The sequence below is a fragment of the Amycolatopsis xylanica genome, assembly GCF_900107045.1.
Lineage (GTDB): Bacteria > Actinomycetota > Actinomycetes > Mycobacteriales > Pseudonocardiaceae > Amycolatopsis > Amycolatopsis xylanica.
This window is the reverse complement of the sequence record NZ_FNON01000009.1, coordinates 1-25,920: the sequence shown is the minus strand read 5'-3', so window position 1 is coordinate 25,920 and position 25,920 is coordinate 1. Positions and strand designations below refer to the sequence as shown.

The following is a 25,920-nucleotide window of genomic DNA, read 5'->3' as shown; positions in this document are numbered from 1 at the left end:
GGCTCAGACCTGGGCGCCCGTGTTCGGATCGGCGCCGTCAGGCGGACCCTGTCTCACGCGCAGAAGCAATAAGGCTATCGCGGTCGCCAGCGAAAGGATGCCCAGCGGCGTGGCGAGTGTGGTGCCCAGGCCGAGCACGTTCGGCCAGATCAGCAGCACCAGGCCGATCACGAAGAACAGCAGCACGATGAACGCGCCCTTGCGCGGCCTCGGCAGCGGCGGCGGCTCCGGGGGCACGTAGTGCTCGTTGTCGCCGGACGGATCGTCGCCGAACATGGTGGCGTCCCACTCGGTGCCGCCACCGCGCCAGCCACGGTCGGGAGCCTTCTTCTCCTCCGGCTCGACCGGCTCGGGCTCCTCGTCGAGCAGCCCGACGCCCTCGGCGCGCAGATCGGCCACGATCTCCGCGAAGGTGGCGTCGACGTCCTCGGGTCCGTCCTTGCCCCTGCTCATGTCGCGTCGACCCCCGCCTCACGAACACTGCGCACGAATTCGACACTACGCTCGAAGATCAGTTCGGCGTCGTTGTCCTGCGTGGCCACGTGGTAGCTGTTCTCGAGCACCACCTCGGTGACGTTCTCGCTGCCGACCGCGCCGAGGATGATCTGCGAGTTCACCGGCTCCACGATGTGGTCGACGGCCGAGTGGAGCAGCAGCAGCGGCTGGGTCACCTTGGGCAGGTCGGCGCGGACGAGCTTCCAGAGCTTGCCGAGGCTGACCGCGGCGCGCACCGGCGTGCGGGTGTACGCGATCTCGGTCTCGCCGGGCTTCTTGATGTCGTTGCCGACGCCGGGCACCGACGGCAGCACCGCCGCCAGCAGCGGGCCGAACTTGGCGTCCCAGCGCAGCGTGGTCACCGAGGGGTTCACCAGCACGATCCCGGCGATCCGGTTGCCGAACTCCTGGGCGAGGCGCAGGCTGAGCGTGCCGCCCATGGACAGGCCGCAGACGAACACGGAGTCACAGGTGCCGAGCAGCTCCAGCAGCTCGGTGCGGACCGCTTCGTACCAATCGGTCCACACTGTCCGGTTCATGTCCTGCCAGACCGTGCCGTGCCCGGGTAGCAGCGGGCAGCGCACGGTGAACCCGGCTTCGGCCAGGTGCGCGCCCCAGGCGCGAAGGCTGCCCGGTGTGCCGGTGAACCCATGGCACAGCAGTACCCCGACTTCGGTCGAACCGGTGTGTGAGAACGGTTCCGCGCCGGCGAGCACCGTCATGCGATCGCCTTCCGTCTGTGCTTGTGGGGACGTCTATGTTCGCACGGCCGGGCCGCGTTGTGGGCCCCCGGCCGCACTGGAGAATGGCATAGGATCGGTGTGAGATCGATCGCTGTCCGCCGCAACCGGGTACCAGGCGTTGTGCATGCCCGGTCGTGGTTCGTAACCTTGTTGATCGGGTCGACCCGGAACGAGCTGCTCGGAGGACATGTCGCGGTGCTGTACTGGTTGATGAAGAACGTCTTTTTAGGCCCGCTGCTCAAGCTGCTGTGGCCGACCAAGGTGGTCGGCGCGGAGAACATCCCCGAGACCGGTGGTGTCATCCTCGCAGGCAACCATCTCGCGGTCGCCGACTCGTTCTTCATGCCGCTGCGGGTCAAGCGCATGGTCACCTTCCCGGCCAAGTCCGAGTACTTCACCGAGCCGGGCATCAAGGGCAAGCTCAAGAAGGCCTTCTTCACCGGCGTCGGCCAGATCCCGATCGACCGCTCAGGCGGCAACGCCGCGCAGGCCGCGCTCGACACCGCGACCAGGCTCGTCCGCGAGGGCAACCTGCTCGGCATTTACCCCGAGGGCACCCGCTCCCCGGACGGGCGCCTCTACAAGGGCAAGACCGGCGTCGCCCGCATCGCGCTGGAGTCCGGCGGCCTGGTGGTCCCGGTCGCGATGATCGGCACCGACAAGGTCAACCCGATCGGCTCCAAGATGTGGCGCCCGATGCGCTTGGAGATCCGCTTCGGCAAGCCGCTCGACTTCTCGCGCTACGAGGGGCTCGCGGGCGACCGGTTCATCGAGCGGTCGATCACCGACGAGATCATGTACGCCCTGATGGAGCTCTCCGGCCAGGAGTACGTCGACATCTACGCGGCCAAGGCCAAGGAACTGCTGGCCGCCGAAGCCGCGGGTGTGAGCCCCAAGGTCCCGGCGCAGCCGTCGGCTCTGGAAGCGGATCGGGTACCCCAGACAAAGGTCGGCTAGTCGCCCATTAGGGTCGCCCGGTGCGATTTTTCTACGACACCGAGTTCATCGAGGACGGCTTGACGATCGACCTGGTGTCGATCGGTGTCGTGGACGAGCAGGGCCGGGAGTTCTACGCGGTATCGACCGACTTCGACCCGGCCAAGGCCGGCGCCTGGGTGCGCGACAACGTCCTCCCCAAGCTGCCCTCGCCCGCCGACAAGGCCTGGCGCAGCCGTGAGCGCATCCGCGAGGACCTGCTGGAGTTCTTCGGCAAGCCCCCGGGCGGCATCGAGCTCTGGGCCTGGTTCGCGGCCTACGACCACGTCGCGCTCGCCCAGCTCTGGGGCCCGATGCCCGCCCTCCCGCGCCAGCTGCCCCGCTTCACCCGCGACCTGCGCCAGCGCTGGGAAGACGTCAACAAGCCCAAGCTCCCCCCGGCCCCGACCGACGCCCACGACGCCCTCGCCGACGCCCGCCACAACTACGAGCGCTGGCAGGTCATCGAGGAGGTCTGGAAGCGCCGCCGCGGCTAAGCCGCTTCGTCCCCTTACGCGCATATCTGCACGTTTTACGCGTGTCGGTGAACCGCTTACGCGTGCATGCCTATAGCCTTACGCGCCTCGTGTCAGTTGCAGAGGCTGGCACATGTGGCAAGGGAGGCCGACTTTGGTCAACGACTTTGAAGGTGCTCTCGAGCACGACGACATCTTGGCGGCCATGGAGGCGGCGAGTCGTGAGGCTGCGGCCGTCGGTGGCCGGATCTTTCCTTGCACCGTGTTCAAGCAGGGGCGTCGCACGATGGTGTCGACCGCGTTCCCCAATCCGTTCATCCAGCGGCAGGTGGTAGCCGATTCGGCGACAAAGGGAAGCAGCGCGCGCGAGAACCTGAATCGCCCGCTCATGCCGGACCACGCGAAGGCGATCAAGGAGTACGTGGTCGCCAATCGCGACGACTACATACTGCCGCCCGTCACGTTGAACGTGGACAAGTACCCATCGCTACATGTGCAGCGAAGCCCGGGTGCGCCCACTCGCTTGGGTTATCTGGTCGTCCATGACGCGACCCGATTCTTCGTCACCGATGGTCAGCATCGGATCGCCGCACTGACGGGGTACCCCGCGGGGCGGTCGGGAGCATCAGGGGCGCTGGATGAGGTGCAGGACCTTGATTCCGACGCCATGGCGGTCCTGATCGTTATCGAGACGGACAGGGCGCGCATCCGGCAGGACTTCGCGGACGCGGCGAAGACCAAGCAGATCCCGCCGAGTCTCTTGGCTGTATACAACACTCGTCAGCCCGTCAACCGTGTGCTCGCTGAGATCACGGAGGGCTCGAAACTGTTCAATGGGCGGATCGACGAGACTTCCAAGACGCTTCCCAAGCTGTCGCAGCACGTTTTCCTTCTCAACCAGGTTCGAGGCTTTGTTAAAGAGCTGCTTTTCGGCGACTACGCCATGAGCGAAGAGAGCCTTACCCGGCAGGCCATGATCCGGCTGGGGAGTGCCGACGAACAAAAAGAATTCGTCCGGGAAGCGCTGTTGTTGCTCGATGTCTTGACCGAACACATGCATCCGTGGTCCACGATCGTCGGCCTGCCGCGCAGCGGGGCCGTGGCGAACCAGATCCCAGACTTCCGCGCCGAGTACGTCAACATGACCGCGACAGGGCTCAACATCATCGGCCGCATGGGCTTTCACATTCTCAAGGAGCCCTCTGACGCGTTGCGCCGCGAGCGGTGCTTCGAGCTGGCGACGAAGATCGATTGGCGGCGCAAGGCGGAGATTTGGCAGAACAACATCATCTCCGGTGATAACAAGATCTCCACGCAGCGCGGACCGGTCACAGTCGCGGCCAAGGCCGTTCACGAGGCACTCGGCATCTGACGGGACAAGGTAGCTCTGTCATGGCGAGTCTGGTGATCTTGCCGAGGTGGCCGGTAACGGGCCGGCGGAGGACGCGATGGTGACGCGTCGGGAACCCGAGCATCCGCACGGCTGGCTGGGATATGTCGTCGCGGATCAGGAACGCACCGCGAACGCCTTGAGGCTGGCGCGTTGGCTTGGGCTGATCGCCTTGGGCGGATTGCTCATCGTGGCGGCCTTGATTGTGGCTCTCGCGGTCTTGTCGCCACTTTATGCCGCGAGTCTCGTCGGCGGTGGTTCTTCAATGGCGTTGGGAGGGGTCGCCTTGAGTCGATGGAAGGGCACCCGTGGCCGACGGAAGTGAGCTCGTGCGCGTTGCGGGCGGTTCTAACCGCCCGCAACGCGCACGAGTCTTTCAGCGGCGGGAGGTTATGGCGGCGGCGAGGGTGTCCAAAAGGGACGCTGTGGTGTCCCAGTCCATGCAGGCGTCGGTGATCGACTGGCCGTAGGTGAGGTCGGCGGCGTGGCCCAGCGAGAGGTCCTGGCGCCCGCCGACCAGGAAGCTCTCCATCATCAGCCCGGCGATGCCGCGCTCGCCCGAGGCGAGCCGGGCAGCGATCTCCCGGACGACCTCACCTTGCCGCACGTGGTCCTTCGAGCTGTTCCCGTGGCTCGCGTCGATGATCACGCGCTCCGGCAGCCCCGCCGCGGCGAGCCGGGCGAGCGTGTCCGAGACCGTGTCCGGATCGTAGTTCGGTCCGGCGGCGCTCCCGCGCAGGATCACGTGGCAGTCCGGGTTGCCCGCGGTGGTCAGCAGCGCGGCCAGCCCGTCGGTGTTGATGCCGGGGAACACGTGCGACGCGCCCGCCGCCCTGGTCGCGTCGACCGCGACCTGGACGTCGCCCTCGGTCGAGTTCTTGATGCCGACCGGCATGGACAGCGCGCTGCACAGCTGCCGGTGCACCTGCGAGGCCGCGGTCCGCGCGCCGATGGATCCCCAGGTCACGGTGTCGGCGATGTACTGAGGGGTGATCGGGTCGAGGAACTCGCAGCCCACCGGCAGACCCAGCGCCGACACGTCCAGCAGCAGCTTGCGCGCCATCCGCAGGCCCTTGTTGACCTCGAACGTCCCGTTCAGCTCCGGGTCGTTGATCAGGCCCTTCCAGCCCAGCGTGGTGCGCGGCTTCTCGAAGTAGACCCGCATGACGATGTGCAGCTCGGAGCGCAATTCCGAAGCCTTGAGAGCCAGCCGTCGCGCGTAGTCCAGCGCCGCTTCGGTGTCGTGGACGGAGCACGGCCCGACGACCACGAGCAGCCGGTCGTCGGTGCCATTGAGAATGCCGATCGCGCCCGCCCGCCCGGCGAGCACCGTATCGGCCACTCCCGACGTCATCGGATGCTCGTGCCTGAGCATGGCGGGCGACAGCAGCGGGCTGATCGAGGTGGTGCGGGCGCCGTCGAGTGCGGTCAGCGTGTCGGCGGTGGGAGTCATCGCGGGGTTCCTCTCGGGGTGAACCGACCCGCGGAAGCCTGCGAGCCGGTGTGGATCTTCCGGCTCGGCAGGTGGTAGGTCAGCGCAGGTTCACGCCGCCGTGCCCACCCGGGGCCGGCTTCGTAAACCAGAAATAGCGCTGCACGGGGTCAAGCTAGCACAGACATGATTTCCAGGTGGTACGCCCTGCACCGATCCAGAGATCTGGCGCTACGCTGGCGGCGAAATGTGACTGCCATCTCTGAGTAACAAAGACGGAGGACTTGTCATGCGTGTCGGTGTGCTGACCGGCGGCGGCGACTGCCCCGGCCTGAACGCGGTGATCCGTGCCGTGGTCCGCAAGGGCATCGAGGTCCACAACTGGGACATCGTCGGCTTCCGCAACGGGTGGCAGGGGCCGCTCACCGGGGAGAGCAAGCCGCTCGGGCTGAACGATGTCGAGGACATCCTCACCCGCGGCGGCACCATCCTGCGGTCGTCGCGGACCAACCCGTACAAGGTCGACGGCGGCGTCGACAAGATCAAGGCCGTGCTCAAGGAGCAGGGTGTCGACGCGCTCATCGCCATCGGCGGCGAGGACACCCTCGGCGTCGCGAAGAAGCTGACCGACGACGGCGTCGGCGTCGTCGGTGTCCCCAAGACCATCGACAACGACCTCGGCGCGACCGACTACACCTTCGGTTTCGACACCGCGGTCTCCATCGCCACCGAGGCGATCGACCGGCTGCACACCACGGCCGAGTCGCACCACCGCGCGCTGGTCGTCGAGGTCATGGGCCGCCACGCGGGCTGGATCGCGCTGCACTCCGGCCTGGCAGGCGGCGCCAGCGTCATCCTGGTGCCGGAGCGCCACTTCGACGTCGACAAGGTCGTCAAGTGGGTCGAGCGCCGCTTCGAGCGTGAGTTCGCGCCGATCATCGTCGTCGCCGAGGGCGCGCTGCCCGAGGGCGGCGAGGAGAAGCTCCTCACCGGCGAGAAGGACGCCTTCGGCCACGTCCGCCTCGGCGGCATCGGCACCTGGCTGGCCGACGAGATCGCCCACCGCACCGGCAAGGAGTCCCGCGCCGTGGTGCTCGGGCACGTCCAGCGCGGCGGCACGCCGACCGCGTACGACCGCGTGCTCGCCACCCGCTTCGGCCTCAACGCGGTCGACGCCGTCGCCGACGGCGACTTCGGCGTCATGGTCGCGCTGCGCGGCACCGACATCGTCCGCGTGAAGCTGTCCGAAGCCACCGCCGAGCTGAAGACGGTTCCGGCCGAGCGCTACGAAGAGGCCGAGGTCTTCTTCGGCTAGAGGCTAGATCCGTGCCAGTTCATCGAGGACGCCCACAGCGCGGTGGACGTCCTCGGTGAGAGGCCGGTCGTCCATGCTTTCGTCCAGCGCGGCCGAAGCCAGGTCGTACGCGTCCCGCGCGGGAATGTCGACCAGCTCGGCGCGGCGCAGCCGCAGCGCCCGCACGGCCGCGACCAGCTCGCACGCCAGAACCTGTTGGTACGCATAGGAAGCCGCCGTCGCCGCGCGTGCCGCTTGCGTCGAGAAGCTCGCGTGGTCCTCGATGCCCCGCGACACGACGGCCGTGCCGAGCGTCGCCGGGAGCGCCGCCTGCCTCAGCTCCGTCAACGCGTCGTGCGCGACGTACTCCAGGATCATCACACCCGAGCTGCCGACCGGCCCGGACGCCAAAAACGGGCGCAGGCCGGTGAATTCCGGTTCCAGCAAGTCGCCCAGCCGCGCCACGGACAGCTCCGCCACCTGATGAATGGTCGCCCGTGCCTGGTCCAAAGCCGTTGACACATAAGCGGTGTGGAAGTGCGCGTGGTGATACGCGTCCTGGTGCACGGTCGAGATCATCGGGTTCTCGGTGCTGGCGTTGATCTCGATGGCGAGCACGTCACGCAGGTAGTGGATCGCGTCGAGCGCGGGTCCCTGCACCTGCGGGAAAGCCCGCAGCCCGAACGGATCCTGGATGCGGCGGCCCGGTTTCGGCGTGTGGTGCATGCCCAGCAGCCGCCGCAGCTCGGCCGCGCAGGCGACCTGACCGGCATGCGGCCGCGCCTCGTGCACCGGGGTCGCGTACGCCTCGGGATTGCCGTCGAGCGCGATGTACGTCAGCGCGCCGACCGCGTGACTGGCGCGGGTCAGCGTGTCCAGCCGCATGGCCGCGAGCGTGGCTTCGGCCAGCGTGGCGGCGTTGCTGCTCATGAACGCCAGCGCGTCGCCCGCCCGCACGCTGACCGGTGGCACGCCGCCTTCGAGCCAGGGCCGCTCACCGGTCAGCGCCAGCGCCAGTTCCGCCAGCGGCGCCAGGTCGCCGGTGCCGATCGCGCCGAGCCGGTGCACCAGCGGCAGCGCGCCGCCGCGCACGGCGCCGGCCAGCGCGGAGATCAGCTCGGGGCTGATCCCGGCGCGCCCCGCGACCAGCTGGTTGAGCCGGATCAGCATCATGCCGCGGACCTGGTCCGGCGACATCGGGTCGCCGCTGCCGCCCGCGTGGCTGCGCAGCAGCCGGAGCCCGTGCTCGCGCGACTCGCCGCCGGTGATCAGGTCGTCCTTGTTCGCGCCGACGCCGGTGGTCCGGCCGTAGACCTCCCGGCGGGTGCTCAGCTCGTCGGCGAGCTTCCACGCGTGCTCGGCCGCGCGCATCGCGGCTATCGAGACGTCGATGGCCAGCGGCCCCTCGGTGGCCGCCGCGGTCACCACATCGGCGCAGCGCAGCGTCCGCCCGTCAACTCTGATCAACCCAGACCTCCTTTTCGCGCATCCTAAGAGTCGAGGTGGCGCTCCAGCGCGTCCAGGCGTCCTTCCCAGAACTTGCGATAGGGCGCCAGCCAGGCGTCGATCTCGGCGAGGGGTTCCGGCCGCAGGCGGTAGCACCGGCGCTGGGCGGCGACGCGGACGGTCACCAGGCCGGCTTCGCGCAGCACCCGCAGGTGCTTGGACACGGCGGGCTGGCTCAGGTCCATCCGGTCGACCAGCTCGCCGACCGAGCGCTCGCCGTCGCGGAGCAGGTCGAGGATGGTGCGCCGCCGTGGTTCGGCGAGTACGTCGAAAGTGTGCATCACCCGGCGAATGTGCCGCTCCGAACATATTCCTGTCAAGGCATGTTGCGGCCGTTCGAGTTAATCGGTCACGCGCTTTACAAAACGCTGGTCTGAACCATTGACTTATTGGTCTAGTCCATTCACTCTTTGATGCAGTCCCTCCGCACCGGTTTCGTCACTCTTGGTGACACTGAAAGGGAGAAGGCATGCCCCGTTCGAGCAAGAGCAGGCTGGTCGCCCTGGTGAGCGCGGCCGCGGCCGCGCTGCTGTCGATCACGATGGCCGCACCCGCCACCGCGACCGTCCAGGCGCCAGCAGGCGCCGAGCAGGCCGAGGCCTCGGTCGGCAAAGTCGTCGGCTACTTCGTGGAATGGGGCGTCTACGCCCGGAATTACCACGTCAAGAACATCAAGACCAGCGGCTCGGCGAGCAAGCTGACGCATATCAACTACGCGTTCGGCAACGTCACGAACGGCGGCTGCTCGATCGGCGACGCCTACGCCGACTACGACAAGTTCTACGACGCCGCGTCGAGTGTCGACGGTGTCGCCGACACCTGGGACGCCGGCGCGCTGCGCGGCAACTTCAACCAGCTGAAGAAGCTCAAGAAGCAGTACCCGAACATCAAGATCCTGTGGTCGTTCGGCGGCTGGACCTGGTCGGGTGGCTTCACGCAGGCCGCGAAGAACCCGGCCGCCTTCGCGCAGTCCTGCTACAACCTGGTCAACGACCCGCGCTGGGCCGGTGTCTTCGACGGCATCGACATCGACTGGGAGTACCCGAACGCCTGCGGTCTCAGCTGTGACACCAGCGGCGCGGCGGCGTTCAAGAACCTGATGAGCGCGGTCAAGGCCAAGTTCGGCTCGAAGCTGGTCACCGCGGCGATCACCGCCGACGGCACCTCCGGCGGCAAGATCGACGCCGCCGACTACGCGGGCGCCGCGGCCTCGGTCAACTGGTACAACGTGATGACCTACGACTACTTCGGCGCGTGGGCCGCGCAGGGCCCGACCGCACCGCACTCGCCGCTCACCAGCTACAGCGGCATCCCGACCGCGGGCTTCTACTCCGACGCGGCCATCCAGAAGCTCAAGAGCAAGGGCGTGCCGTCGAGCAAACTGTTGCTGGGCATCGGTTTCTACGGCCGAGGCTGGACCGGCGTCTCGCAGAGCGCGCCGGGCGGCACGGCGACCGGCGCCGCGCCGGGCACGTACGAGGCGGGCATCGAGGACTACAAGGTGCTCAAGGGCAAGTGCCCGTCCACCGGGACGGTCGCGGGCACCGCGTACGCGAAGTGCGGCAGCCAGTGGTGGAGCTACGACACCCCGAGCACCATCAGCGGCAAGGTGAACTACGCCAAGGCGCAGGGTCTCGGCGGGGCGATGTTCTGGGAACTCTCCGGTGACACCACCGGTGGCGAGCTGATCTCCGCGCTCGCCAGGTAATGAAGGTGACCGCCCGGCGTGCCAGGCAGCAATGGGGCTGCGTGGCACGCCGGGTTTCACTTATTGAGGGGAAGCGCAAAGGTGGCGTGATCGTGGGCTCGGCTTGGGCATGGGGGTCGTGAGTGTTCCGGCCGGTTCTAACCGGCCGCAACACTCACGACTCCCCACTCGGCAGGCTCGCCCGACCATCCGCGTAGCCCGGATTGGGTGAGGGCCTCCCTCACCCAACCCGGGCAGTCAGGGCCTCCCTCACCCAGATATCCGGGTGAGGGAGGCCCTCGCCCACTCGGGCTGAGTGAGGGAGGCCCTCACCCAGCCGCCCGCGACACGCCACATTTGGCTTCCCCCCTCAATAGTTCAGCATTCGATGCGGACGACGTCGCTCCGGACGCTCCAGCCATTGCCGACCGGGTTGCTCACGCTGAGCCAGCACCGGTAGTTCATGTGGCCCATGCCGCCACAGTTGTAGGTGACCGTGCCGCCGCCGTCGCCCCGCCAGGACGGCGCGTTTCCTTATGGTGGCGCCTTCCCTGAACTGTCAATTCGCTGCCATTTAAATCCTGCATTAAATGCGGGCTTAATTTATTCCGCGAATGCGCCGGGGCCCGCTCGGGATTGTCGGTGGGCGGGACTATCGTCTCGCCCATGAAGTTCGCCGGCTTCGGTGAGCACGCCGTGGAGTTCTACGACGGCCTGCTCGCCGACAACTCCAAGATCTACTGGGACGACAACCTCGCGATCTACCAGCAGGACGTCAAGGCGCCGATGGAGGCACTGCTCAAAGAGCTCGAGCCCGAGTTCGGCGCCGATTTCGGCACGGCCAAGATCTTCCGGCCGTACCGGGACGTGCGGTTCTCGGGCGACAAGACGCCGTACAAGACGCACTGCGGCGCCGTGATCGAGCAGGGCCGCGGCGGCGGGGCGTACTACGTCGAGGTCGGCCCCGAAGGGCTGCGGGTCGGCGGTGGCTGCTTCCACCTGGAGTCGGACCAGATCGCCAGGTACCGGCAGGCGGTCGACACCGACATCCACGGCCAGGCGCTGGAAAAGGTGCTCGCGAGCCTGCGCCGCGCCGGCTGGGAGATCAGGGGAGACCAGCTCAAGACCAAGCCGCGCGGCTTCGCCGACGACCATCCCCGGCTCGAGCTGCTGAAGTACCGCTCGGTGTACGCGATCCGCGTCTGGGAGCCGGACGACGCGCTGCACGAGCGCACCTCGCTGGACCGGGTGAAGAAGGCGTGGCGGCAGGTCCGCGCGTTCAACGAATGGGCCCGCGACCACGTCGGCCCCAGCGAGAAACCCCGGCGCTAACCGGCCCAGAGATGGGTGACGTCGCCGCGCGTCGTCGCGAGCACGTGGTCGGTGACCGCGATGCTGTCGGCTTCCTCGGGCAGCGGGATCTCCGCGCCCGCGAGTGACCACAGCCGCGGCCGCCCGCCGGTCTTGCCCGCCACCAGGTCGCCGGCGATGCCGGTCACCTCGAGCAGCTGATCGGCGGGCACCTCGACGGCCGCCACGGACGGCGCGCCCCACGTCGTCGTGCGAGTCCAAGTCACCAGCCGCTGCGCGCCGCCGGGGCGGCTGGTGACGCCGACCGCGACACAGGAACCCGAGGCGCAGCGCACGCGCGCGACCGAGGTGTTGCCCGCCTTGTCCGGGTCGGCGAGCGGCTCGCGCCGCCAGGTCTTGCCGTCGGCCGAACTCCAGGCGAGCGGAGTGGCCTTGGCGCGGCCCGGCTCGTTGACGCTCACATCGCCCACGGCCACGAACTCGCGCCCGTCGTGCGTGGCGCCGAGTATCCGCGTCTGCGCGCCGGGCTCGCTGAGCAGCGCGGGGTCTTCCTGCTGCGACCACGTCACGCCGTCGGGGGAGAGCCAGGCGGCGGCGCCGGTCCCGCCTCGGACGTGATCCCACTGCCCGGTCAGCAGGTAGGCGTCCGGCCCGGCGGCCGAGCCGGACGCGGTGATCCCGCGCGGCCCGCCGAGCAGCTCCACACCCTGCGGGTATTCGGTAAGCCCCTGCACCGAGCCCGCCCAGATGGTCGGGCGCGGGTTGCCGTGCGCGCCGCCGAACGCCTCGCCGAGCGCGAAGAGCCGGCCGCCCGCCATCGACGGAAGCGTCAGCTCGGCCTGCGCGCCGTATCCGCTCCGTGCGTGGACGGGCACCGCGCGCCACGGCCGTCCGGCCCAGGCCGCCGGCGTTCGCCCCACGGAACCGAACGCGTACAGATCGTGGCCGTCCGAAAGCAGCGCGCGCACCTTCGCGCCGGGTGCCGGGTCTTCGATCCGCCGCCAGTACGGCGGGGGAGCCGGAGGTCCGGAACAGGCCGCTACGCAGGCGATCGTCAGGATCAGCGCGACCGTTCGCGACACCACTGTCATGGCTACGAAGGTTACCGCGAACACGTCATCGCCAAGACACGGAGAGGAACTTTCGGGATCGGTACAGACTCGTAGGCCACAAAGGACTAGGCTGTCCGAACGTGAGCCGACGCGCGAAGATCGTTTGTACATTGGGCCCCGCCACCGCTACGCCGGAGAAGATGCGGGCACTCGTAGACGCCGGTATGGACGTCGCGAGAATGAACTTCAGCCACGGGAGCCACAGCGACCACAAGGCCGTCTACGACCTGATCCGCACCGCGGCCGCCGAGTCCGGCCGCGCGGTCGGCATCCTGGCCGACCTGCAGGGCCCGAAGATCCGCCTGGGCACGTTCGCCGGTGGCCCCGTCGAGTGGCGCACCGGTGACGTCGTGCGCATCACGGTCGAGGACGTCGAGGGCACCCACGACCGCGTCTCCACCACCTACAAGGGCCTCGCGCACGACGCGAAGCCGGGCGACCGCCTGCTCGTCGACGACGGCAAGGTCGGGCTCGTGGTCAAGGGCGTCGAGGGTTCCGACGTGGTCTGCGAGGTCACCGAGGGCGGCCCGGTCAGCAACAACAAGGGCGTTTCCCTGCCCGGCATGGACGTTTCGGTGCCCGCGCTGTCCGAAAAGGACATCGAGGACCTCGAATTCGCGCTGGAGCTGGGTGTCGACTTCATCGCGCTCTCGTTCGTGCGCTCGCCCGCCGACATCGACCTGGTGCACCAGGTGATGGACAAGGTCGGCAAGGGCCGCCTGCCGGTCGTCGCGAAGATCGAGAAGCCCGAGGCTGTCTACAACCTCGAGGCCATCGTCCTCGCTTTCGACGCGGTGATGATCGCTCGCGGTGACCTCGGCGTCGAGCTGCCGCTGGAGCAGGTCCCGCTGGTGCAGAAGCGCACCATCCAGATCGCCCGTGAGAACGCGAAGCCGGTCATCGTCGCGACGCAGATGCTCGAGTCGATGATCAACAGCTCCCGCCCGACCCGCGCGGAGGCCTCGGACGTCGCCAACGCGGTGCTCGACGGCGCCGACGCGCTGATGCTCTCCGGTGAGACCAGCGTCGGCCGCTACGCGATCGACACGGTCAAGACCATGGCCAGGATCATCGAGACGATCGAGACCGACTCGCCGATCGTGCCGCCGCTCTCGCACGTCCCCCGCACCAAGCGCGGCGTCATCTCCTACGCCGCCCGCGACATCGGCGAGCGCCTCAACGCGAAGGCGCTGGTCGCGTTCACGCAGTCCGGCGACACCGTCCGCCGCCTCGCGCGGCTGCACACCCGGCTGCCGCTGCTGGCGTTCACGCCGGAAGAGAGCGTCCGCGCGCAGCTGGCGCTGACCTGGGGCACCGTCACCCGGATCGTGCCGAGGGTGGAGACGACCGACGAGATGATCCAGCAGGTCGACCACTCGATGCTGGAGATGGGCCGGTACCAGCGCGGCGACCTGGTGGTCATCGTGGCCGGTTCGCCTCCCGGCACCGTCGGCTCGACCAACCTGATCCATGTTCACCGACTTGGTGAAGACGACCACGCTTAAGAGACTAAGCGGCCGCTTAGGCAATAAGGTTCCGTCATGACCGAATTGGCCAAGGAAGCCGCTTCCCGTCTCGACACGGCGACCGGCGCGGGGCAGCCCGTGCTGGACCGGTTGGTGGCGCTCCTCGATCTGGAGAAGATCGAGGAGAACATCTTCCGCGGCGTCTCGCCCCGGCATTCGCCGGTGCGGGTGTTCGGCGGCCAGGTGGCGGGCCAGGCGCTGGTCGCCGCCGGCCGTACCGTGCCGGAGGACCGCAGGGTCCACTCGCTGCACGCGTACTTCATCCGCGGCGGCGACCCCAGCGTCCCGATCGTCTACGAGGTCGACCGCATCCGCGACGGCCGCTCGTTCACCACCCGCCGCGTGGTCGCCATCCAGCACGGCAAGGCGATCTTCTCCCTGTCGGCCTCGTTCCAGAAGGACGAGCCCGGCATCGAGCACGCCGAGTCCATGCCGGACGGCGTCCCCGCGCCGGAGTCCTTGCCGTCTTTGGTCGACTGGGCCAAGGAATCGGGCATCACGCACCACGAGCGCCCCCGCCCGATCGACATCCGCTACGTCAGCCCGCCTCCGTGGGTCACCCGCGAGACCGGCGAGCGTCCCGCCCACACCCGGGTCTGGATGCGCGCCGACGGCACCTTGCCCGTCGACCAGCTCCTGCACGTCTGCGTGCTCACGTACGCGTCGGACATGACCCTGCTCGACTCGATCCTCGCCCGCCACGGCGTCTACTGGGAACTCGACAAGGTCCTGGGCGCCTCGCTCGACCACGCTCTGTGGTTCCACCGGCCCTTCCGCGCCGACGAGTGGTTCCTCTACGACAGCCAGTCGCCGACGGCCTCAGGCGCCCGCGGCCTGGCGACCGGCCGCTTCTTCGCGGCCGACGGGACCCTCATCGCCACCGTCGTCCAAGAAGGCCTCCTCCGCGTCCTGGGCTCGTGAGCGTTGCGGGCGGTTAGAACCGCCCGCAACGCTCACGACCCCCATTTGCCCAGCCCGGGGTCGTGAGTGTTTAGGCCGGTTAGAACCGGCCGCGCCACTCACGACCCCCGCGCGGCGAGGATCGGGCGCGGCGCCGGGCCGGGACGTTGCAAGGGCGGCCCTTGTCACCTCTAGCGTGACAAGGGCCGCCCTTGTTTCCTTCCCGAAACCGGCGAAACGTACATAGTGGAACTTGAGGGTCGGCGGGCCGGGCGTGGTTGCGCGAGCGAGTGGAAGGTTTGCTGCGTTAGATGCAGCAAACCTTCCACTCGCGTCGGCCACGCCATTGAAAACGCCGTCACAATTCCCTGGCTCGCTCACGCGAATGGCATTTCAACGTTTCAAACCGCCATTCGAACCCGGCAAATCCCGCCCGAATCCGCGTCCGCCGCGGTTCGCCAAGCTCGCCTGAATCCTGGGTTCGGGATTGGGTGACCCAGCGGTCTCGAAGGCCCCCCGGGGCCTGAGGGACTTCACGGTGCGCGCCTCTTTCCCGGCCGCCAGGCCGGAAACGCGCATAAAAAAACACAGGGAGCCCGGGATCGATCGGGGGAAGCAATCCCGGACCCCCTGCGTGAAGGTCGCGGTTCAGCCCAGGTACTGCGGGCTCCGCTTCCTTCGCTTGTGGTGGCTCGCGGCCACGGTCGGCGCGGCGTCGGTGTCGAGTCGCAGCCGCACCGCCAAGTATGCGCGGCATGGCGTCCGCTTGCGACGCCGGAACGGGGACCACGGCTGGCGCCTGCGGCAGGTCGGGCAGCGGCCCGCGGCGTCGGGTTCGTGCTCGGCGAGCACTTCACGCAGGGCGGCGACGAGGCGGGGGATCTCGTGTCCGGCGAGCACGACGAGACGGTCCTGATCGGACTTGTCCACCGATCGGGTGAGTTCGGTCAGTCTGTGATGGACGGCGGCTTGCATCGGGCCCAGGATGGAATCCCGCTCCTGCATTGAGTACCCCCTCGCGACTCTCGCCGCCGATCAATTTCGCGCAGGATCCACAGCGTACAGCGGCATTCTGCAAATTGCAGTCCACCGATCGGGGATCGGCTCCATTTCTTTAAGTGTTAGAACATCACCGTGTGCGGGAGCGACTGGTTAGATATGACATGAGATAGGTTGCGAACCCGAGCCACACCCGGAGGTGCAATGACGCGGGGTCAGGGGCCCACTGTGCGCCGCCGCAGACTCGCCAGCGAGCTGCGGAGATTGCGCGAGGCGGCAGAGCTCACCATCGACGAGGTGGGCGACAAGCTGGAGTGTTCGGCCTCCAAGGTGAGCCGGATCGAGACCGGGCACGTGGGCGTCACGCCGCGTGACGCCAGAGACATGCTCGAGCTGTACGGCATCTCCGGTGACGAGCAGGAGGCGCTGGTCCAGCTCTCGCGCGAGGCGCGCAAGCGTGGCTGGTGGCATGCCTACAACGAGGTCTTCACCGGCACGTTCGTCGGGCTCGAGGCGGACGCGAGCTCGCTGCGCGCGTTCCAGGCGCTGCTGGTGCCCGGCCTGCTGCAGACCGAGCGGTACGCCCGCGCCGTGATCAGGGCGATGCGGCCGGACGCCGACGAGGTGGAGATCAAGCGCCGCGTCGCCGCGCGGATGGCCAGGCAGGAGCTGCTCACCGACCCGGCGCCGCCGGAGTACTGGGCGGTCATGGACGAGGCCGTGCTGCACCGGACGGTCGGCGGGCCCGAGGTGATGGCCGAGCAGCTGTACCGGATGGTCTCGGTGGCCAAGATGCCGCACGTGACCATCCAGGTGGTGCCGTTCGGCGCGGGCGCGCACCCCGGGATGGAGGGGCCGTTCCTGATCCTCGGCTTCCCCGAGCAGGCCGATCCCGACGTGGTCTATGTGGACAGCACGTCCACCGGCCTGTATCTCGAAATGCCGCCCGATGTGCGACGCTATTCGCTGATGTTCGATCACCTTCGCGCCGCCGCGCTGAAGCCCGACGACTCGCTCCACCAGATTTCGGAGGCGGCGGGGCGGTACGCCGAGCAGGCCGCCGCGCAGACCTGACCCGATCGTGACGCCGTCCGAAGCGCATCGTTGTACCTCAGGTGCGCTGCACATGAAGTTGCACATGAAGAATACGAAGTAGACAGGAGTAGGGGAGTATGCGCGAAAACGAGCTGGCCGGGGCCCGGTGGCGCAAGAGCAGCCACAGCGGCGGCGGGAACGACTGTGTCGAGGTCGCCTTCGTCCCTGGCGGGACCGCCGTGCGTGACTCGAAGGACCCCGAAGGTGGCGCCTTCGTATTGCCGGCCAGCGGGTGGCAGAGCCTGCTGGACTCGCTGGGCTGAGTACCCGAACGTCGACCCCTTACCCCCTTCGAGCTGGGAATCAGCCGGGGTAAGGGGTCGATTCGCGTCCAGGGCTAGGTGATCACCCGATGCCTGAGGCACCCCCTCAGGACGACTCTGAGGTTCACAGGAAAGAGAACGAACCGAGGAGAACGAAATGTCGGACTTCATGATGGACGCGGTGCAGGCCGAAGTGGCGTACCGGACCGAGCAGCTTCAGCGCGCGGGCCGCAGCGCCTGGGTCGACCGCGCCGACCGGCTCGGCCGCCGGTTGCGCGCACGCTGGGCCACGGAGGTGAAGGTGCCGGAGCAGGAGCGCCGGGCAGCCGAACGGGTGACCGCCGACCAGGCGCGGTAGGCCGGTCATGGTCGTCACAGTCAAAACCGTGCCGGTTTTGTCGTAGGGGTAGGCCAGAATGCACCTTGTGCCCCGTCTAGGTTCTGGTATCCCGCTCGTCGCCCGCACTCAGGAGATGCGTCAGCTACGGGCCGCCCTCGCCCGCGCAGAGCGTGGCGAGGCCGGCGCCGTGCTGCTCTCCGGGGACGCGGGTGTCGGCAAGACACGCCTGCTCACCGCGCTCGCCGAGTACGCGCTCTCGCGGGACGCGCTGGTGCTGACGGGGCGTTGTATCGACGTCCGCGAGGGCGGCCTTCCTTATCTTCCCTTCGCCGAGGCGCTCGCCCCGCTGGCGGGCTCGACCGTCGCCACGATCGCCGAAGCGGTCAAGGAGCGGCCCGCGCTCGGCCGCCTGCTGCCGCAGGTGCACCAGCCGCACCCCGTGCCGGTCGCCAGCGGCGAGCACGTGGCGATGAGCTCCAACGAGCGCGAGACCATGCAACGCCCGAGGCCCGAGCAGGACCTCGGTGAGCTGCAGCTGTTCGACGCCGTGCTCGGCGTCTTGACCGAGATCGCCCAGGTGCGGCCGGTCGTGATCCTGCTCGAAGACCTCCACTGGGCGGACGGCTCCACCCGCAACCTGCTCTCGTTCCTGCTGTCCCGGCTGCGCTCGCAGCGGCTGCTGGTCGTCGGCAGCTACCGCGAGGAGGACGTCTACCGCCGCCATCCGCTGCGCGGCCTGCTGTCGGAGCTGGTCCGCCTCGCGAGCGTCGAGCGCGTCGACCTGCGCCCGTTCGGCGAGGCCGACGCGCGTGCCTTCGTCGAGGCACTCGCCGAGGAGCCGCTGAGCGCCGAGGCCGTCTCGGGCATCGTCGCGCGCTCCGAAGGCAACCCGTTCTTCGTCGAGGAGCTGCTGGCGTCGGCCAGCGAGGCCCCCGACTGCAGCGACCTGCCCGCCGGGCTCGCCGAGGTGCTGCTCGCCCGGCTGGAGCGGTTGTCCCCGGACACCCGGCGCGTGCTGCGCGTCATCTCGGTCGCGAACGACTCGGTGGCGCACGCGGCGCTCACCGAGGTCTCCGGCCTGGGCGAGTCCGAACTCGACGAGGCGCTGCGCGAGGCCGTGCAGCATCACGTGCTCGTCATCGAGCGCGGCTTCTACACCTTCCGGCACGCGCTGCTGCAGGAAGCGGTCTACGCCGATCTGCTGCCCGGCGAGCGCATCAGGATGCACGCCGCCTACGCGACCCGCATCCGCAACCGGCCGCAGGGCCGCGGCCAGGACGCGCGGCTCGCGTACCACAGCCTGGAGAGCAACGACTTCGCCGCCGCGCTGCCCGCGTTGCTGCGGGCGATGGAGGAAGCGGAGAAGCTGGGCGCGCCAGGCGCCGCGCTCCGCCATGTCGAGCAGGCACTGTCCATTTGGGACGCGGTGGCCGAGCGGCCCGACGGCGTCGACGAGCTGCGCCTGCTGCACGAGGCCTCCTATTTCGCGGGCACCTCGGGGGAACCGGAGCGGGCGGCGGCGTACGCGCGGTCCGCGACGCAGGCGCTGACGCCGGAGATCCCCACCGAGCGCGCCGCCAAGGTGTGGCGCAGGCTCGCCGAAGCGCTGCTCGTGCTCGAAGGCACCATGGACGAGGTCGTCGAGGCGATCAACCGGGCCTGGGACCTGGTCGCCGGGACCGGGCCGAGCAGCACCCGCGCCTGGGTGCTCGCGACCAGGGCCGGGGTGCTGCGCGCGATCGACCGGCCGGAAGAAGCGTTGCGCGACGCGGAAACCGCGGTCTCCGACGCGCGCGTGGCCGGCGCGGCGGGCGCCGAGGCCTCGGCGCTGGTCACCATCGGCACGCTCGCGGATTCCGCTGGCGATTTCGAAGAGGCCAGGGCGCGGCTTCACCAGGCGGCGTGCAAGGCGCGGGAAGCGGGCGCGCTGAACGTCGAGCTTCGCGCGCTGTACTTCCTCGCGTTGAGCTATGACGACCAGGCCGAGATCGCGCCCGCGCTGGAATACTGCGCGCTCGGCAGGCAGCGTGCCGAGGCGAACGGGCTCAGCTGGAGCAGCTTCGGCCTGGAAATCCGCGCGCGCCAGCTGTTCCTGCGCTATGTCAGCGGCGACTGGCCGAAGGAGGACGCGGCCGGGCGCGCCGCTCCCGGTGTCTCCACGCTGGTGGCGGCGAGGATGTTGTCGATCTGGGCGCTCATCGTCGTCGCGCGCGGGCGGTTCACCGCCGCGGAGAAGCTCGTGGCCGACATCCGTCCACAGTGGAACGCCGACATCCAGATCGGGCTCGCGGGCGGAGCCGCGGGCATCGAACTCGCCAGCTGGCAAGGAAAACACCGGCAGGCACTCGAACGCAGCCAGGAAGCACTGTCCTGGCTCGACAGCATGCAGCCGTACCTGCTGGGCGGCATCCGCATCGGCACGCTCGGCCTCTCGGCCGCCGTCGCGCTGGCGGCCGAGGCCAGGCTGCGCGGTGACGCGCCGGGAGCCGCCGCGGCCATCGCCGCAGGCGAGTCCTTGCTCAAGCACATCAAGGACTGCGCCGAATTCGGCCAGCCGCGGTCCGTGGAGCTCGGCCCGGAAGGTGTCGCCTGGCTGGCCCGCGCGGAAGCCACCGCCAGTGGACTCGCCGGCCCCGCCGACCCGAAGCTGTGGGAGGCGACGGTCGACGCCTTCGGCTACGGCGCCGTCTACGAACAGGCGATGGCCCGGTGGCACTACGCCGAAGCCCTGCTCGCCACCGGCGATCCGGCCGACGCCGAGCGCGCCGCGGCGGAGATCGTGCCCGCCTTCGAAACGGCCGATCGCCTGGGCGCCTGCCCGCTGCGTGACGCGGTGCGCGACCTCGCACACCGCGCCCGCGTGGACCTGCCCGGCGAGACGACGCCCGTGCGCCGCGACGAGGTCAACCCGTTGACCGATCGCGAACGCGATGTCCTGGAGCGCGTCGCGTTGGGCCGCACCAATCGCCAAGTGGGCGAAGAGCTTTACATCAGCGAGAAAACGGTCAGCGTCCACCTGTCGCGGGTGATGGCCAAGCTGGGCGCGTCACGCCGCGCCGAAGCCGTGGCCATCGCTTACGACCGCGGCCTCCTCGCCGCCCCGACCGGGACTTAGCGGCCGGGGAGGCGGCGCAATGCCTTCATGCTCGCGGTCATGCCCTTGACCCAGAGCTTGGGCGGCACGCCCTTGCCCGGACGCAGGCGCAGGCCACGCTGGACGGCGATCGACTGGGACTCGGTGTACTTGAGCAGGCCGTCGGCGCCGTTGCGGCGGCCGACACCGGACTCCTTCATCCCGCCCATGGGCAGGTCGACACTGCCGAAGGTGGCCGCGAACCCCTCGTTGACGTTGACCGTTCCCGCCTTCAGGCGCGCCGCGACCTCCCAGCCCGCGCGGCCGTTGCGGGACCAGACGCTCGCGTTCAAGCCGTAGCGGGTGTCGTTGGCGCGCTCGATCGCGTCCGTGACGTCGGTGTAGCCGTAGATCGACACGACCGGGCCGAACGTCTCCTCCGCGAAGAGCTTCGCGTCGGGGGTGACGTCGGCGAGCACGGTCGGCTCGTAGAACAACGGGCCGAGGTCGGGCCGGGCGCGGCCGCCGGTCAGCACGGTCGCGCCCGCCGCGCGGGCGTCTTCGACGTGCGCGGACACCGTGTCGAGCTGGCTCGCCGAGGTCAGTGAGCCCATCCCGGCGCTGTAGTCGAGCGCGGCGCCGAGCTTCAGCGCCGCGGTCTTCGCGACGAACGCGCGGGTGAACTCCTCGCGGACGCTTTCGTGCACGTAGATCCGCTCGACCGAGACGCAGAGCTGCCCGGCCGAGGAGAAACAGGCCGTGACGGCGCCCGCCGCGGCCTTCGCGATGTCGGCGTCGGGCAGCACGATCATCGGGTTCTTGCCGCCCAGTTCGAGCGAATACCCGGTCAGGCGCGGCGCGACCTGGCTCGCGAGCTGCTTGCCGGTCGGGGTCGAGCCGGTGAAACAGAGGTAGTCGGACTCTTCGAGCAGCGCGGGCCCGATTTCGGAGCCGCGGCCGAGAATGATCTGCCAGACACCGGCGGGCAGTCCGGCCTCCTCGGCGAGTTCGTGCAGCCAGAGTGCCGAGAGCGCGGTCTGGTTGTCGGGCTTCTGCACGACCGCGTTGCCCGCCGCCAGCGCGGGCAGGACGTCCATCGCGGTCAGCGCGAGCGGGTAGTTCCAGGGCGAGATGATCGCGACGACGCCCTTGGGATGGCGGACCTCGCCGACCTTGGTGAGCACCGGGATGACGCCGGCGCGCTTCTTCGGGGCGAGCAGCTTCGCGCTGTGCTTGCCGTAGTACGCGGCGACCAGCGCGGTGCCGCTGACCTCGTCGAACGCGTCCATCCTGGCCTTGCCCGCCTCAACCTGGACGAGATCGAGCACCTCGTCCTGCCGCTCGAGTACCAGGTCGTGCAGCCGGATCAGCACCTCTTGGCGCTCGGACGCCGGGCGGGCGGCCCAGGCGCGCTGCGCGGCGCGGGCCTGGTCGAAGGCCGTGCGCGCGTCGGCGTCGGTGGCCTGGGGGAGCGTCGTGATCGGGAGGCCGGTGAACGGCGCGAGCATCCGGACCGGGGCGCTGTCCTTGCCGCCGCTGGCACGGGCGGCGAGCTGTCCCGCGCGCGAGGAAGACGGGGCGTCGGGGATGCCGCCGATGGTGTCCGGGTCGACCGCGTCGTGCCCTGTGCTCGCGGGCGTCGTGCTCGTCATGACGGACTCCTTCAGCGCTACCCGATGTTACCGACCAGTAGTACAGCATATCGTCGGTACGGCGATCGGCCAAGCGTGAAGTGAAAAAGATTCATGTTTGTCCGCGTGATCATTTTTATGACGCAGATTCTTCGCTCAAGTAAACGTCATTGTCACGCGCGCGGGCCGTCTTGATGAGTGGCACGCGGGCCGACCCGAGTGAGGGCCGGGTCGGCTCGTACGCCTTTTATCCCGTCTTATCCGACTGCCACTGCCACGGCGATGCGTTTCCATTCGTCCAGCAGCTGCCGCCGCCGTTTCGGATCGCCGCCGAGTTCCGCGTCGAGTGCCAGTCCGCGGGTGAGATTGACGGTCAACCAAAACAGGGTTTCCACTCGTTCGCGCGGTAGTCCGGCCGCGATCGAGGTGATGTGGTCGCGAGTGGACCGGCCGAGCGCGCGGTCGACGGGCCGGATCGCCGCCTTGAGTTCCGGATCCGTGCGCGCGGCCACCCAGAGTTCGGTCGCCGCCGTGGCGAGTGTGCCCGAATAGCCTTCCCACAACAGATCGATCGCTGTCGGAATACCGTCGACACCCTGCGGCACTGTCTGCAAGGACTCGGCGAGCTGGTGTCGCAGCTTGACCGTCAGATGTTCGACGGCCGCGGCCATCAGTTCCGCCTTGGCGGAGAAGTGGTGCTGCACCGCGCCTTTGGACACGCCCGCGCGGGCGCAGATCTCCTGGACCGACGTGCGGGCGTAGCCGAGTTCGACGAGGCAGTCGATCGTCGCGTCGAGCAAGGCGGTCTTGGTCTGCTCGCGGCGCTCCGCCTGCGTCCGGTGCGCCCTCAGGCGCGTTGTTGCCTCGGTCACAGTGGGCTCCCTTTACGTGCAGACCGGAACGGATGTACATTCCCAGTAGAACTTACATTCTGGACGTAATGTTTTCCAGTGCGGGAGGACGCGACGTGGCGTTGCAGATCCACAGGAGCTCGTGGAGCAGTACCGAGCTCGAAGACCTGAGGGAACTCGCCAAGACCTTCTTCGCCAAGGAGCTGGTCCCGCATCAAGAGCGCTGGGCGCAGGCCAAGATGGTCGACCGCGAGCTGTGGAACAAGGCGGGCGAGGTCGGCCTGCTCGCGCTGTCCATCCCGGAGGAGTACGGCGGTGGCGGCGGCACCTTCGCGCACGAGACCGTTCTTTACGAGGAGCAGGCCCGCTCCGGCGACTCGGCGTGGGGCGTGTCCGTCCACAATGGAATCGTCGCGCACTACATCCTGCAGTACGCGTCCGAAGCGAAGAAGCGTGAGTGGCTGCCGAAGTTCGCGAGCGGCGAGATCGTCGGCGCCATCGCGATGACCGAGCCCGGCACCGGGTCGGACCTGCAGAGCATCGCCACCCGCGCGGTCCGTGACGGCGACGAGTACGTCATCAACGGCGCCAAGACCTTCATCACCAACGGCTGGCACGCCGATCTCGTGATCGTCGCGGTCAAGACCGACCCGGACGCGGGCGCGCAAGGCGTCTCCCTGATCGCCGTCGAGACCACGACGCCCGGCTTCCGCCGCGGCCGCGTGCTCGACAAGATCGGCCTCAAAGGACAGGACACGGCGGAGCTGTTCTTCGACGATGTCCGCGTGCCGGCCGCGAACCTGCTCGGCGACGCCGAAGGCCAGGGTTTCATCCAGCTCATGCAGCAGCTGCCGCAGGAACGGCTGCTGATCGCGGTCACCTCGGTCGCGGGCATGGAGGCCGCGATCAACCTGACCATCGACTACACCAAGGAACGCACCGCGTTCGGCAGGCCGATCTTCGGCTTCCAGAACACCAAGTTCAAGCTCGCCGAGGCGGCCACCGAGGCGGCGGTCGCGCGCGCGTTCCTCGACCAGTGCATCGAGCGGCACCTGCGCGGCGAACTCGACGTCCAGGGCGCGGCGATGGCGAAACTCTGGACCACGGAACGGATTAACAAAGTCGTCGACGACTGCTTGCAGCTGTTCGGGGGCTATGGCTACATGAACGAATACCCGATCGCGCGCGCGTGGGCCGACGTGCGTATTTCGCGGATCTTCGGCGGCACCAGCGAAATCATGAAGGAAATCATCTCCCGCACGCTCTGAGAGGACTTCACCGATGAAGGCAGGGCCACTGAGCGGGCTGAAGGTGATCGAACTGGCCGGGCTGGCGCCCGCGCCGTTCGCCTGCACGATGCTCGCCGATCTCGGCGCCGACGTGATCCGCGTCGACCGCGCCGGCACGGCCAACGACGTGCTCGCGATGCCGTTCGACCCGCTGACGCGGGGGCGGCGCACGATCGGCGTCAACACCAAGTCGCCGGAAGGCGTCGAGCTCGTGCTCAAGCTGAGCGAGACCGCGGACGTGTTCGTCGAAGGCTTCCGCCCGGGCGTCGCCGAGCGGATCGGCATCGGACCCGAGCAGGTGCACGCCCGCAACCCGCGGGTCGTGTACGGCCGGATGACCGGCTGGGGCCAGGACGGCCCGCTCGCGCCGACGGCAGGGCACGACATCAACTACATCTCCATCGCGGGCGCTCTGGAGCCGATCGGCCGTGCAGGCGAACGCCCGGTGCCGCCGCTCAACCTGGTCGGCGACTTCGGCGGCGGCGGGCTGCTGCTCGCCATGGGCCTGCTCGCCGCGCTGTACGAACGGGGCTCCTCCGGCAAGGGCCAGGTCGTCGACGCGTCGATGGTCGACGGCGCCGCGCTGCTGATGACCCAGCTGCACGGCATGCACGCGGCGGGCGTCTGGTCGAGCGAGCGCGGCGACAACCTGCTCGACGGCGCCGCCCCGTTCTACGACACCTACGAGACGGCCGACGGCAAATACGTCTCCGTCGGCGCGATCGAGATGCGCTTCTGGGGCGACCTGGTCAAGGTGCTCGGCCTTGACCCCGAGGAACTCCCGTTGCACGTGGACAAGTCCCAGTGGCCCCGGCTGCGCGAGATCCTCGCCGAGGCGATCGGCAAGCACACCCGCGACGACCTGGTCGCGCTCGCCGAAGGCACCGACGCGTGCATCGCCCCGGTCCTTTCCCCCTGGGAAGCGCCGTCGCACCCGCACAACATCGCGCGCGGCACCTTCGTGGAGATCGGCGGCGTCGTCCAGCCGGCCCCGGCTCCCCGCTTCGACCGCACCCCGCCCGCGACCCCCGAAGCCCCGCACGAGCGAGGCTCGGACACCACCCAGGTCCTCACCGAACTCGGCCTGACCGACGCCGACCTCACCCGCCTCCGCGAGGCCGGCACCATCACCTAGCCGGAAAAAGCCCGAAAGTGGCTTTCGTCAGATGCGATCTGACGAAAGTGGGGTGGTTTCAACTGGTTGTTGCAAGTAGTGCTTTGTCTAGTGCTTGTGCTGGTGTGAGCAGGCCGAGTGTAGGGCGTGGTCGGGTGTTGAGGCGGAGGGCGACGGTGTCGCAGTGGGTTTGGGTGAGGTGGCGCAGGTCTGAGCTTTTGGGCCAGTACTGGCGTAGCAGGCCGTTGGTGTTTTCGTTGCTGCCGCGTTCCCAGGGGCTGTGTGGGTTGCAGAAGTAGACCTGCAGGCCGGTGTCGAGGGTGAACTGGGCGTGCTGGGCCATCTCGTTGCCTTGGTCCCAGGTCAGTGATCGTTTCAGTGCGGCGGGCAGGGTGGCGATCATGCTGGTGAGCAGTTC

Annotated in this window: 25 protein-coding genes; 15 read left to right on the top strand and 10 right to left on the bottom strand. The window is 68.7% G+C overall.

What is annotated here, in order from left to right; translation table 11 throughout:
• Nucleotides 1–3: 3 nt before the first annotated feature.
• Nucleotides 4–453, bottom strand: coding sequence for a hypothetical protein (locus BLV57_RS33580; RefSeq protein ID WP_091296117.1), 450 nt, complete (start codon nucleotides 451–453; stop codon nucleotides 4–6).
• Complete coding sequence (locus BLV57_RS33575) at nucleotides 450–1,217, bottom strand: alpha/beta hydrolase (RefSeq protein WP_091296115.1); 768 nt, start codon at nucleotides 1,215–1,217, stop codon at nucleotides 450–452. The genes BLV57_RS33580 and BLV57_RS33575 overlap by 4 nt, the downstream gene beginning before the upstream one ends.
• Nucleotides 1,218–1,433: 216 nt before the next feature.
• Between BLV57_RS33575 and BLV57_RS33570 the strand changes: the two genes are divergently transcribed.
• The 4 genes from BLV57_RS33570 (at nucleotide 1,434) to BLV57_RS43470 (ending at nucleotide 4,404) form a co-directional block, all read left to right on the top strand.
• The gene (locus BLV57_RS33570) at nucleotides 1,434–2,195 is read left to right on the top strand and encodes a lysophospholipid acyltransferase family protein (protein WP_091296773.1); all 762 of its coding nucleotides are present in this window, start codon (nucleotides 1,434–1,436) and stop codon (nucleotides 2,193–2,195) included.
• Nucleotides 2,196–2,215: 20 nt separating this feature from the next.
• Complete coding sequence (locus tag BLV57_RS33565) at nucleotides 2,216–2,710, top strand: polyadenylate-specific 3'-exoribonuclease AS (RefSeq protein ID WP_091296112.1); 495 nt, start codon at nucleotides 2,216–2,218, stop codon at nucleotides 2,708–2,710.
• A 133-nt stretch (nucleotides 2,711–2,843) separates the two neighbouring features.
• Nucleotides 2,844–4,061, top strand: coding sequence for a DNA sulfur modification protein DndB (locus tag BLV57_RS33560; RefSeq protein WP_245757626.1), 1,218 nt, complete (start codon nucleotides 2,844–2,846; stop codon nucleotides 4,059–4,061).
• A 46-nt stretch (nucleotides 4,062–4,107) separates the two neighbouring features.
• Nucleotides 4,108–4,404, top strand: coding sequence for a hypothetical protein (locus tag BLV57_RS43470; RefSeq protein ID WP_176968926.1), 297 nt, complete (start codon nucleotides 4,108–4,110; stop codon nucleotides 4,402–4,404).
• A gap of 51 nt (nucleotides 4,405–4,455) precedes the next feature.
• Here BLV57_RS43470 and BLV57_RS33555 read toward each other — a convergent pair whose 3' ends face one another.
• Nucleotides 4,456–5,532, bottom strand: coding sequence for a 3-deoxy-7-phosphoheptulonate synthase (locus tag BLV57_RS33555; RefSeq protein WP_091296108.1), 1,077 nt, complete (start codon nucleotides 5,530–5,532; stop codon nucleotides 4,456–4,458).
• 268 nt (nucleotides 5,533–5,800) lie between these two features.
• Between BLV57_RS33555 and BLV57_RS33550 the strand changes: the two genes are divergently transcribed.
• The gene (locus BLV57_RS33550; protein WP_091296105.1) at nucleotides 5,801–6,826 is read left to right on the top strand and encodes a 6-phosphofructokinase; all 1,026 of its coding nucleotides are present in this window, start codon (nucleotides 5,801–5,803) and stop codon (nucleotides 6,824–6,826) included.
• Nucleotides 6,827–6,829: 3 nt separating this feature from the next.
• Here the strand turns inward: BLV57_RS33550 and BLV57_RS33545 are convergent, their stop codons facing one another.
• Nucleotides 6,830–8,272, bottom strand: coding sequence for an aromatic amino acid lyase (locus BLV57_RS33545; protein ID WP_091296102.1), 1,443 nt, complete (start codon nucleotides 8,270–8,272; stop codon nucleotides 6,830–6,832).
• Between the two features lie 23 nt (nucleotides 8,273–8,295).
• The gene (locus tag BLV57_RS33540; RefSeq protein ID WP_091296099.1) at nucleotides 8,296–8,595 is read right to left on the bottom strand and encodes an ArsR/SmtB family transcription factor; all 300 of its coding nucleotides are present in this window, start codon (nucleotides 8,593–8,595) and stop codon (nucleotides 8,296–8,298) included.
• A 185-nt stretch (nucleotides 8,596–8,780) separates the two neighbouring features.
• Between BLV57_RS33540 and BLV57_RS33535 the strand changes: the two genes are divergently transcribed.
• Together BLV57_RS33535 and BLV57_RS33530 are read left to right on the top strand one after the other, a co-directional pair.
• Nucleotides 8,781–10,019 carry a glycoside hydrolase family 18 protein gene (locus BLV57_RS33535; protein WP_091296097.1) on the top strand — a complete coding sequence of 413 codons (1,239 nt, stop codon included), beginning with the start codon at nucleotides 8,781–8,783 and terminating at the stop codon, nucleotides 10,017–10,019.
• Nucleotides 10,020–10,664: 645 nt separating this feature from the next.
• Complete coding sequence (locus tag BLV57_RS33530; protein WP_091296094.1) at nucleotides 10,665–11,330, top strand: DUF2461 domain-containing protein; 666 nt, start codon at nucleotides 10,665–10,667, stop codon at nucleotides 11,328–11,330.
• Here the strand turns inward: BLV57_RS33530 and BLV57_RS33525 are convergent.
• Nucleotides 11,327–12,400, bottom strand: coding sequence for a sialidase family protein (locus BLV57_RS33525; protein WP_091296093.1), 1,074 nt, complete (start codon nucleotides 12,398–12,400; stop codon nucleotides 11,327–11,329). The two genes, BLV57_RS33530 and BLV57_RS33525, sit on opposite strands and share 4 nt — an antisense overlap.
• Nucleotides 12,401–12,501: 101 nt before the next feature.
• Between BLV57_RS33525 and pyk the strand changes: the two genes are divergently transcribed.
• Complete coding sequence (gene pyk, locus BLV57_RS33520) at nucleotides 12,502–13,926, top strand: pyruvate kinase (protein WP_091296090.1); 1,425 nt, start codon at nucleotides 12,502–12,504, stop codon at nucleotides 13,924–13,926.
• A gap of 36 nt (nucleotides 13,927–13,962) precedes the next feature.
• The gene (locus tag BLV57_RS33515; protein WP_091296088.1) at nucleotides 13,963–14,868 is read left to right on the top strand and encodes an acyl-CoA thioesterase; all 906 of its coding nucleotides are present in this window, start codon (nucleotides 13,963–13,965) and stop codon (nucleotides 14,866–14,868) included.
• Nucleotides 14,869–15,495: 627 nt separating this feature from the next.
• Here the strand turns inward: BLV57_RS33515 and BLV57_RS33510 are convergent.
• A complete protein-coding gene (locus BLV57_RS33510) occupies nucleotides 15,496–15,852 on the bottom strand; it encodes a hypothetical protein (protein ID WP_245757625.1) in 357 nt (118 codons plus the stop codon).
• Nucleotides 15,853–16,050: 198 nt separating this feature from the next.
• On the opposite strand from BLV57_RS33510, the gene BLV57_RS33505 reads away from it, so the two are divergent.
• From BLV57_RS33505 to BLV57_RS33490, 4 genes are all read left to right on the top strand, one after another.
• A complete protein-coding gene (locus BLV57_RS33505) occupies nucleotides 16,051–16,920 on the top strand; it encodes a helix-turn-helix domain-containing protein (RefSeq protein ID WP_091296086.1) in 870 nt (289 codons plus the stop codon).
• A gap of 98 nt (nucleotides 16,921–17,018) precedes the next feature.
• Nucleotides 17,019–17,204 carry a DUF397 domain-containing protein gene (locus BLV57_RS33500; RefSeq protein WP_091296085.1) on the top strand — a complete coding sequence of 62 codons (186 nt, stop codon included), beginning with the start codon at nucleotides 17,019–17,021 and terminating at the stop codon, nucleotides 17,202–17,204.
• A gap of 157 nt (nucleotides 17,205–17,361) precedes the next feature.
• Nucleotides 17,362–17,562: a hypothetical protein gene (locus BLV57_RS33495; RefSeq protein WP_091296082.1), complete on the top strand. Its 201-nt coding sequence runs from the start codon at nucleotides 17,362–17,364 to the stop codon at nucleotides 17,560–17,562.
• Nucleotides 17,563–17,620: 58 nt separating this feature from the next.
• Entirely contained in the window at nucleotides 17,621–20,659 is a 3,039-nt protein-coding gene (locus tag BLV57_RS33490; RefSeq protein ID WP_091296080.1) for a helix-turn-helix transcriptional regulator, read from the top strand.
• Here the strand turns inward: BLV57_RS33490 and BLV57_RS33485 are convergent.
• Both BLV57_RS33485 and BLV57_RS33480 read right to left on the bottom strand, forming a co-directional pair.
• Nucleotides 20,656–22,269, bottom strand: a complete 1,614-nt coding sequence (locus BLV57_RS33485; RefSeq protein ID WP_091296078.1) for a succinic semialdehyde dehydrogenase — start codon at nucleotides 22,267–22,269, stop codon at nucleotides 20,656–20,658. The two genes, BLV57_RS33490 and BLV57_RS33485, sit on opposite strands and share 4 nt — an antisense overlap.
• 236 nt (nucleotides 22,270–22,505) lie before the next feature.
• Nucleotides 22,506–23,120, bottom strand: a complete 615-nt coding sequence (locus tag BLV57_RS33480; RefSeq protein WP_176968925.1) for a TetR/AcrR family transcriptional regulator — start codon at nucleotides 23,118–23,120, stop codon at nucleotides 22,506–22,508.
• A gap of 95 nt (nucleotides 23,121–23,215) precedes the next feature.
• Between BLV57_RS33480 and BLV57_RS33475 the strand changes: the two genes are divergently transcribed.
• A complete protein-coding gene (locus tag BLV57_RS33475; protein WP_091296076.1) occupies nucleotides 23,216–24,367 on the top strand; it encodes an acyl-CoA dehydrogenase family protein in 1,152 nt (383 codons plus the stop codon).
• Between the two features lie 13 nt (nucleotides 24,368–24,380).
• Entirely contained in the window at nucleotides 24,381–25,523 is a 1,143-nt protein-coding gene (locus tag BLV57_RS33470; RefSeq protein ID WP_091296073.1) for a CaiB/BaiF CoA transferase family protein, read from the top strand.
• A 58-nt stretch (nucleotides 25,524–25,581) separates the two neighbouring features.
• Here BLV57_RS33470 and BLV57_RS33465 read toward each other — a convergent pair.
• The coding region (locus tag BLV57_RS33465) for an IS30 family transposase (RefSeq protein ID WP_143047218.1) at nucleotides 25,582–25,920 on the bottom strand (339 nt) is incomplete at its 5' end.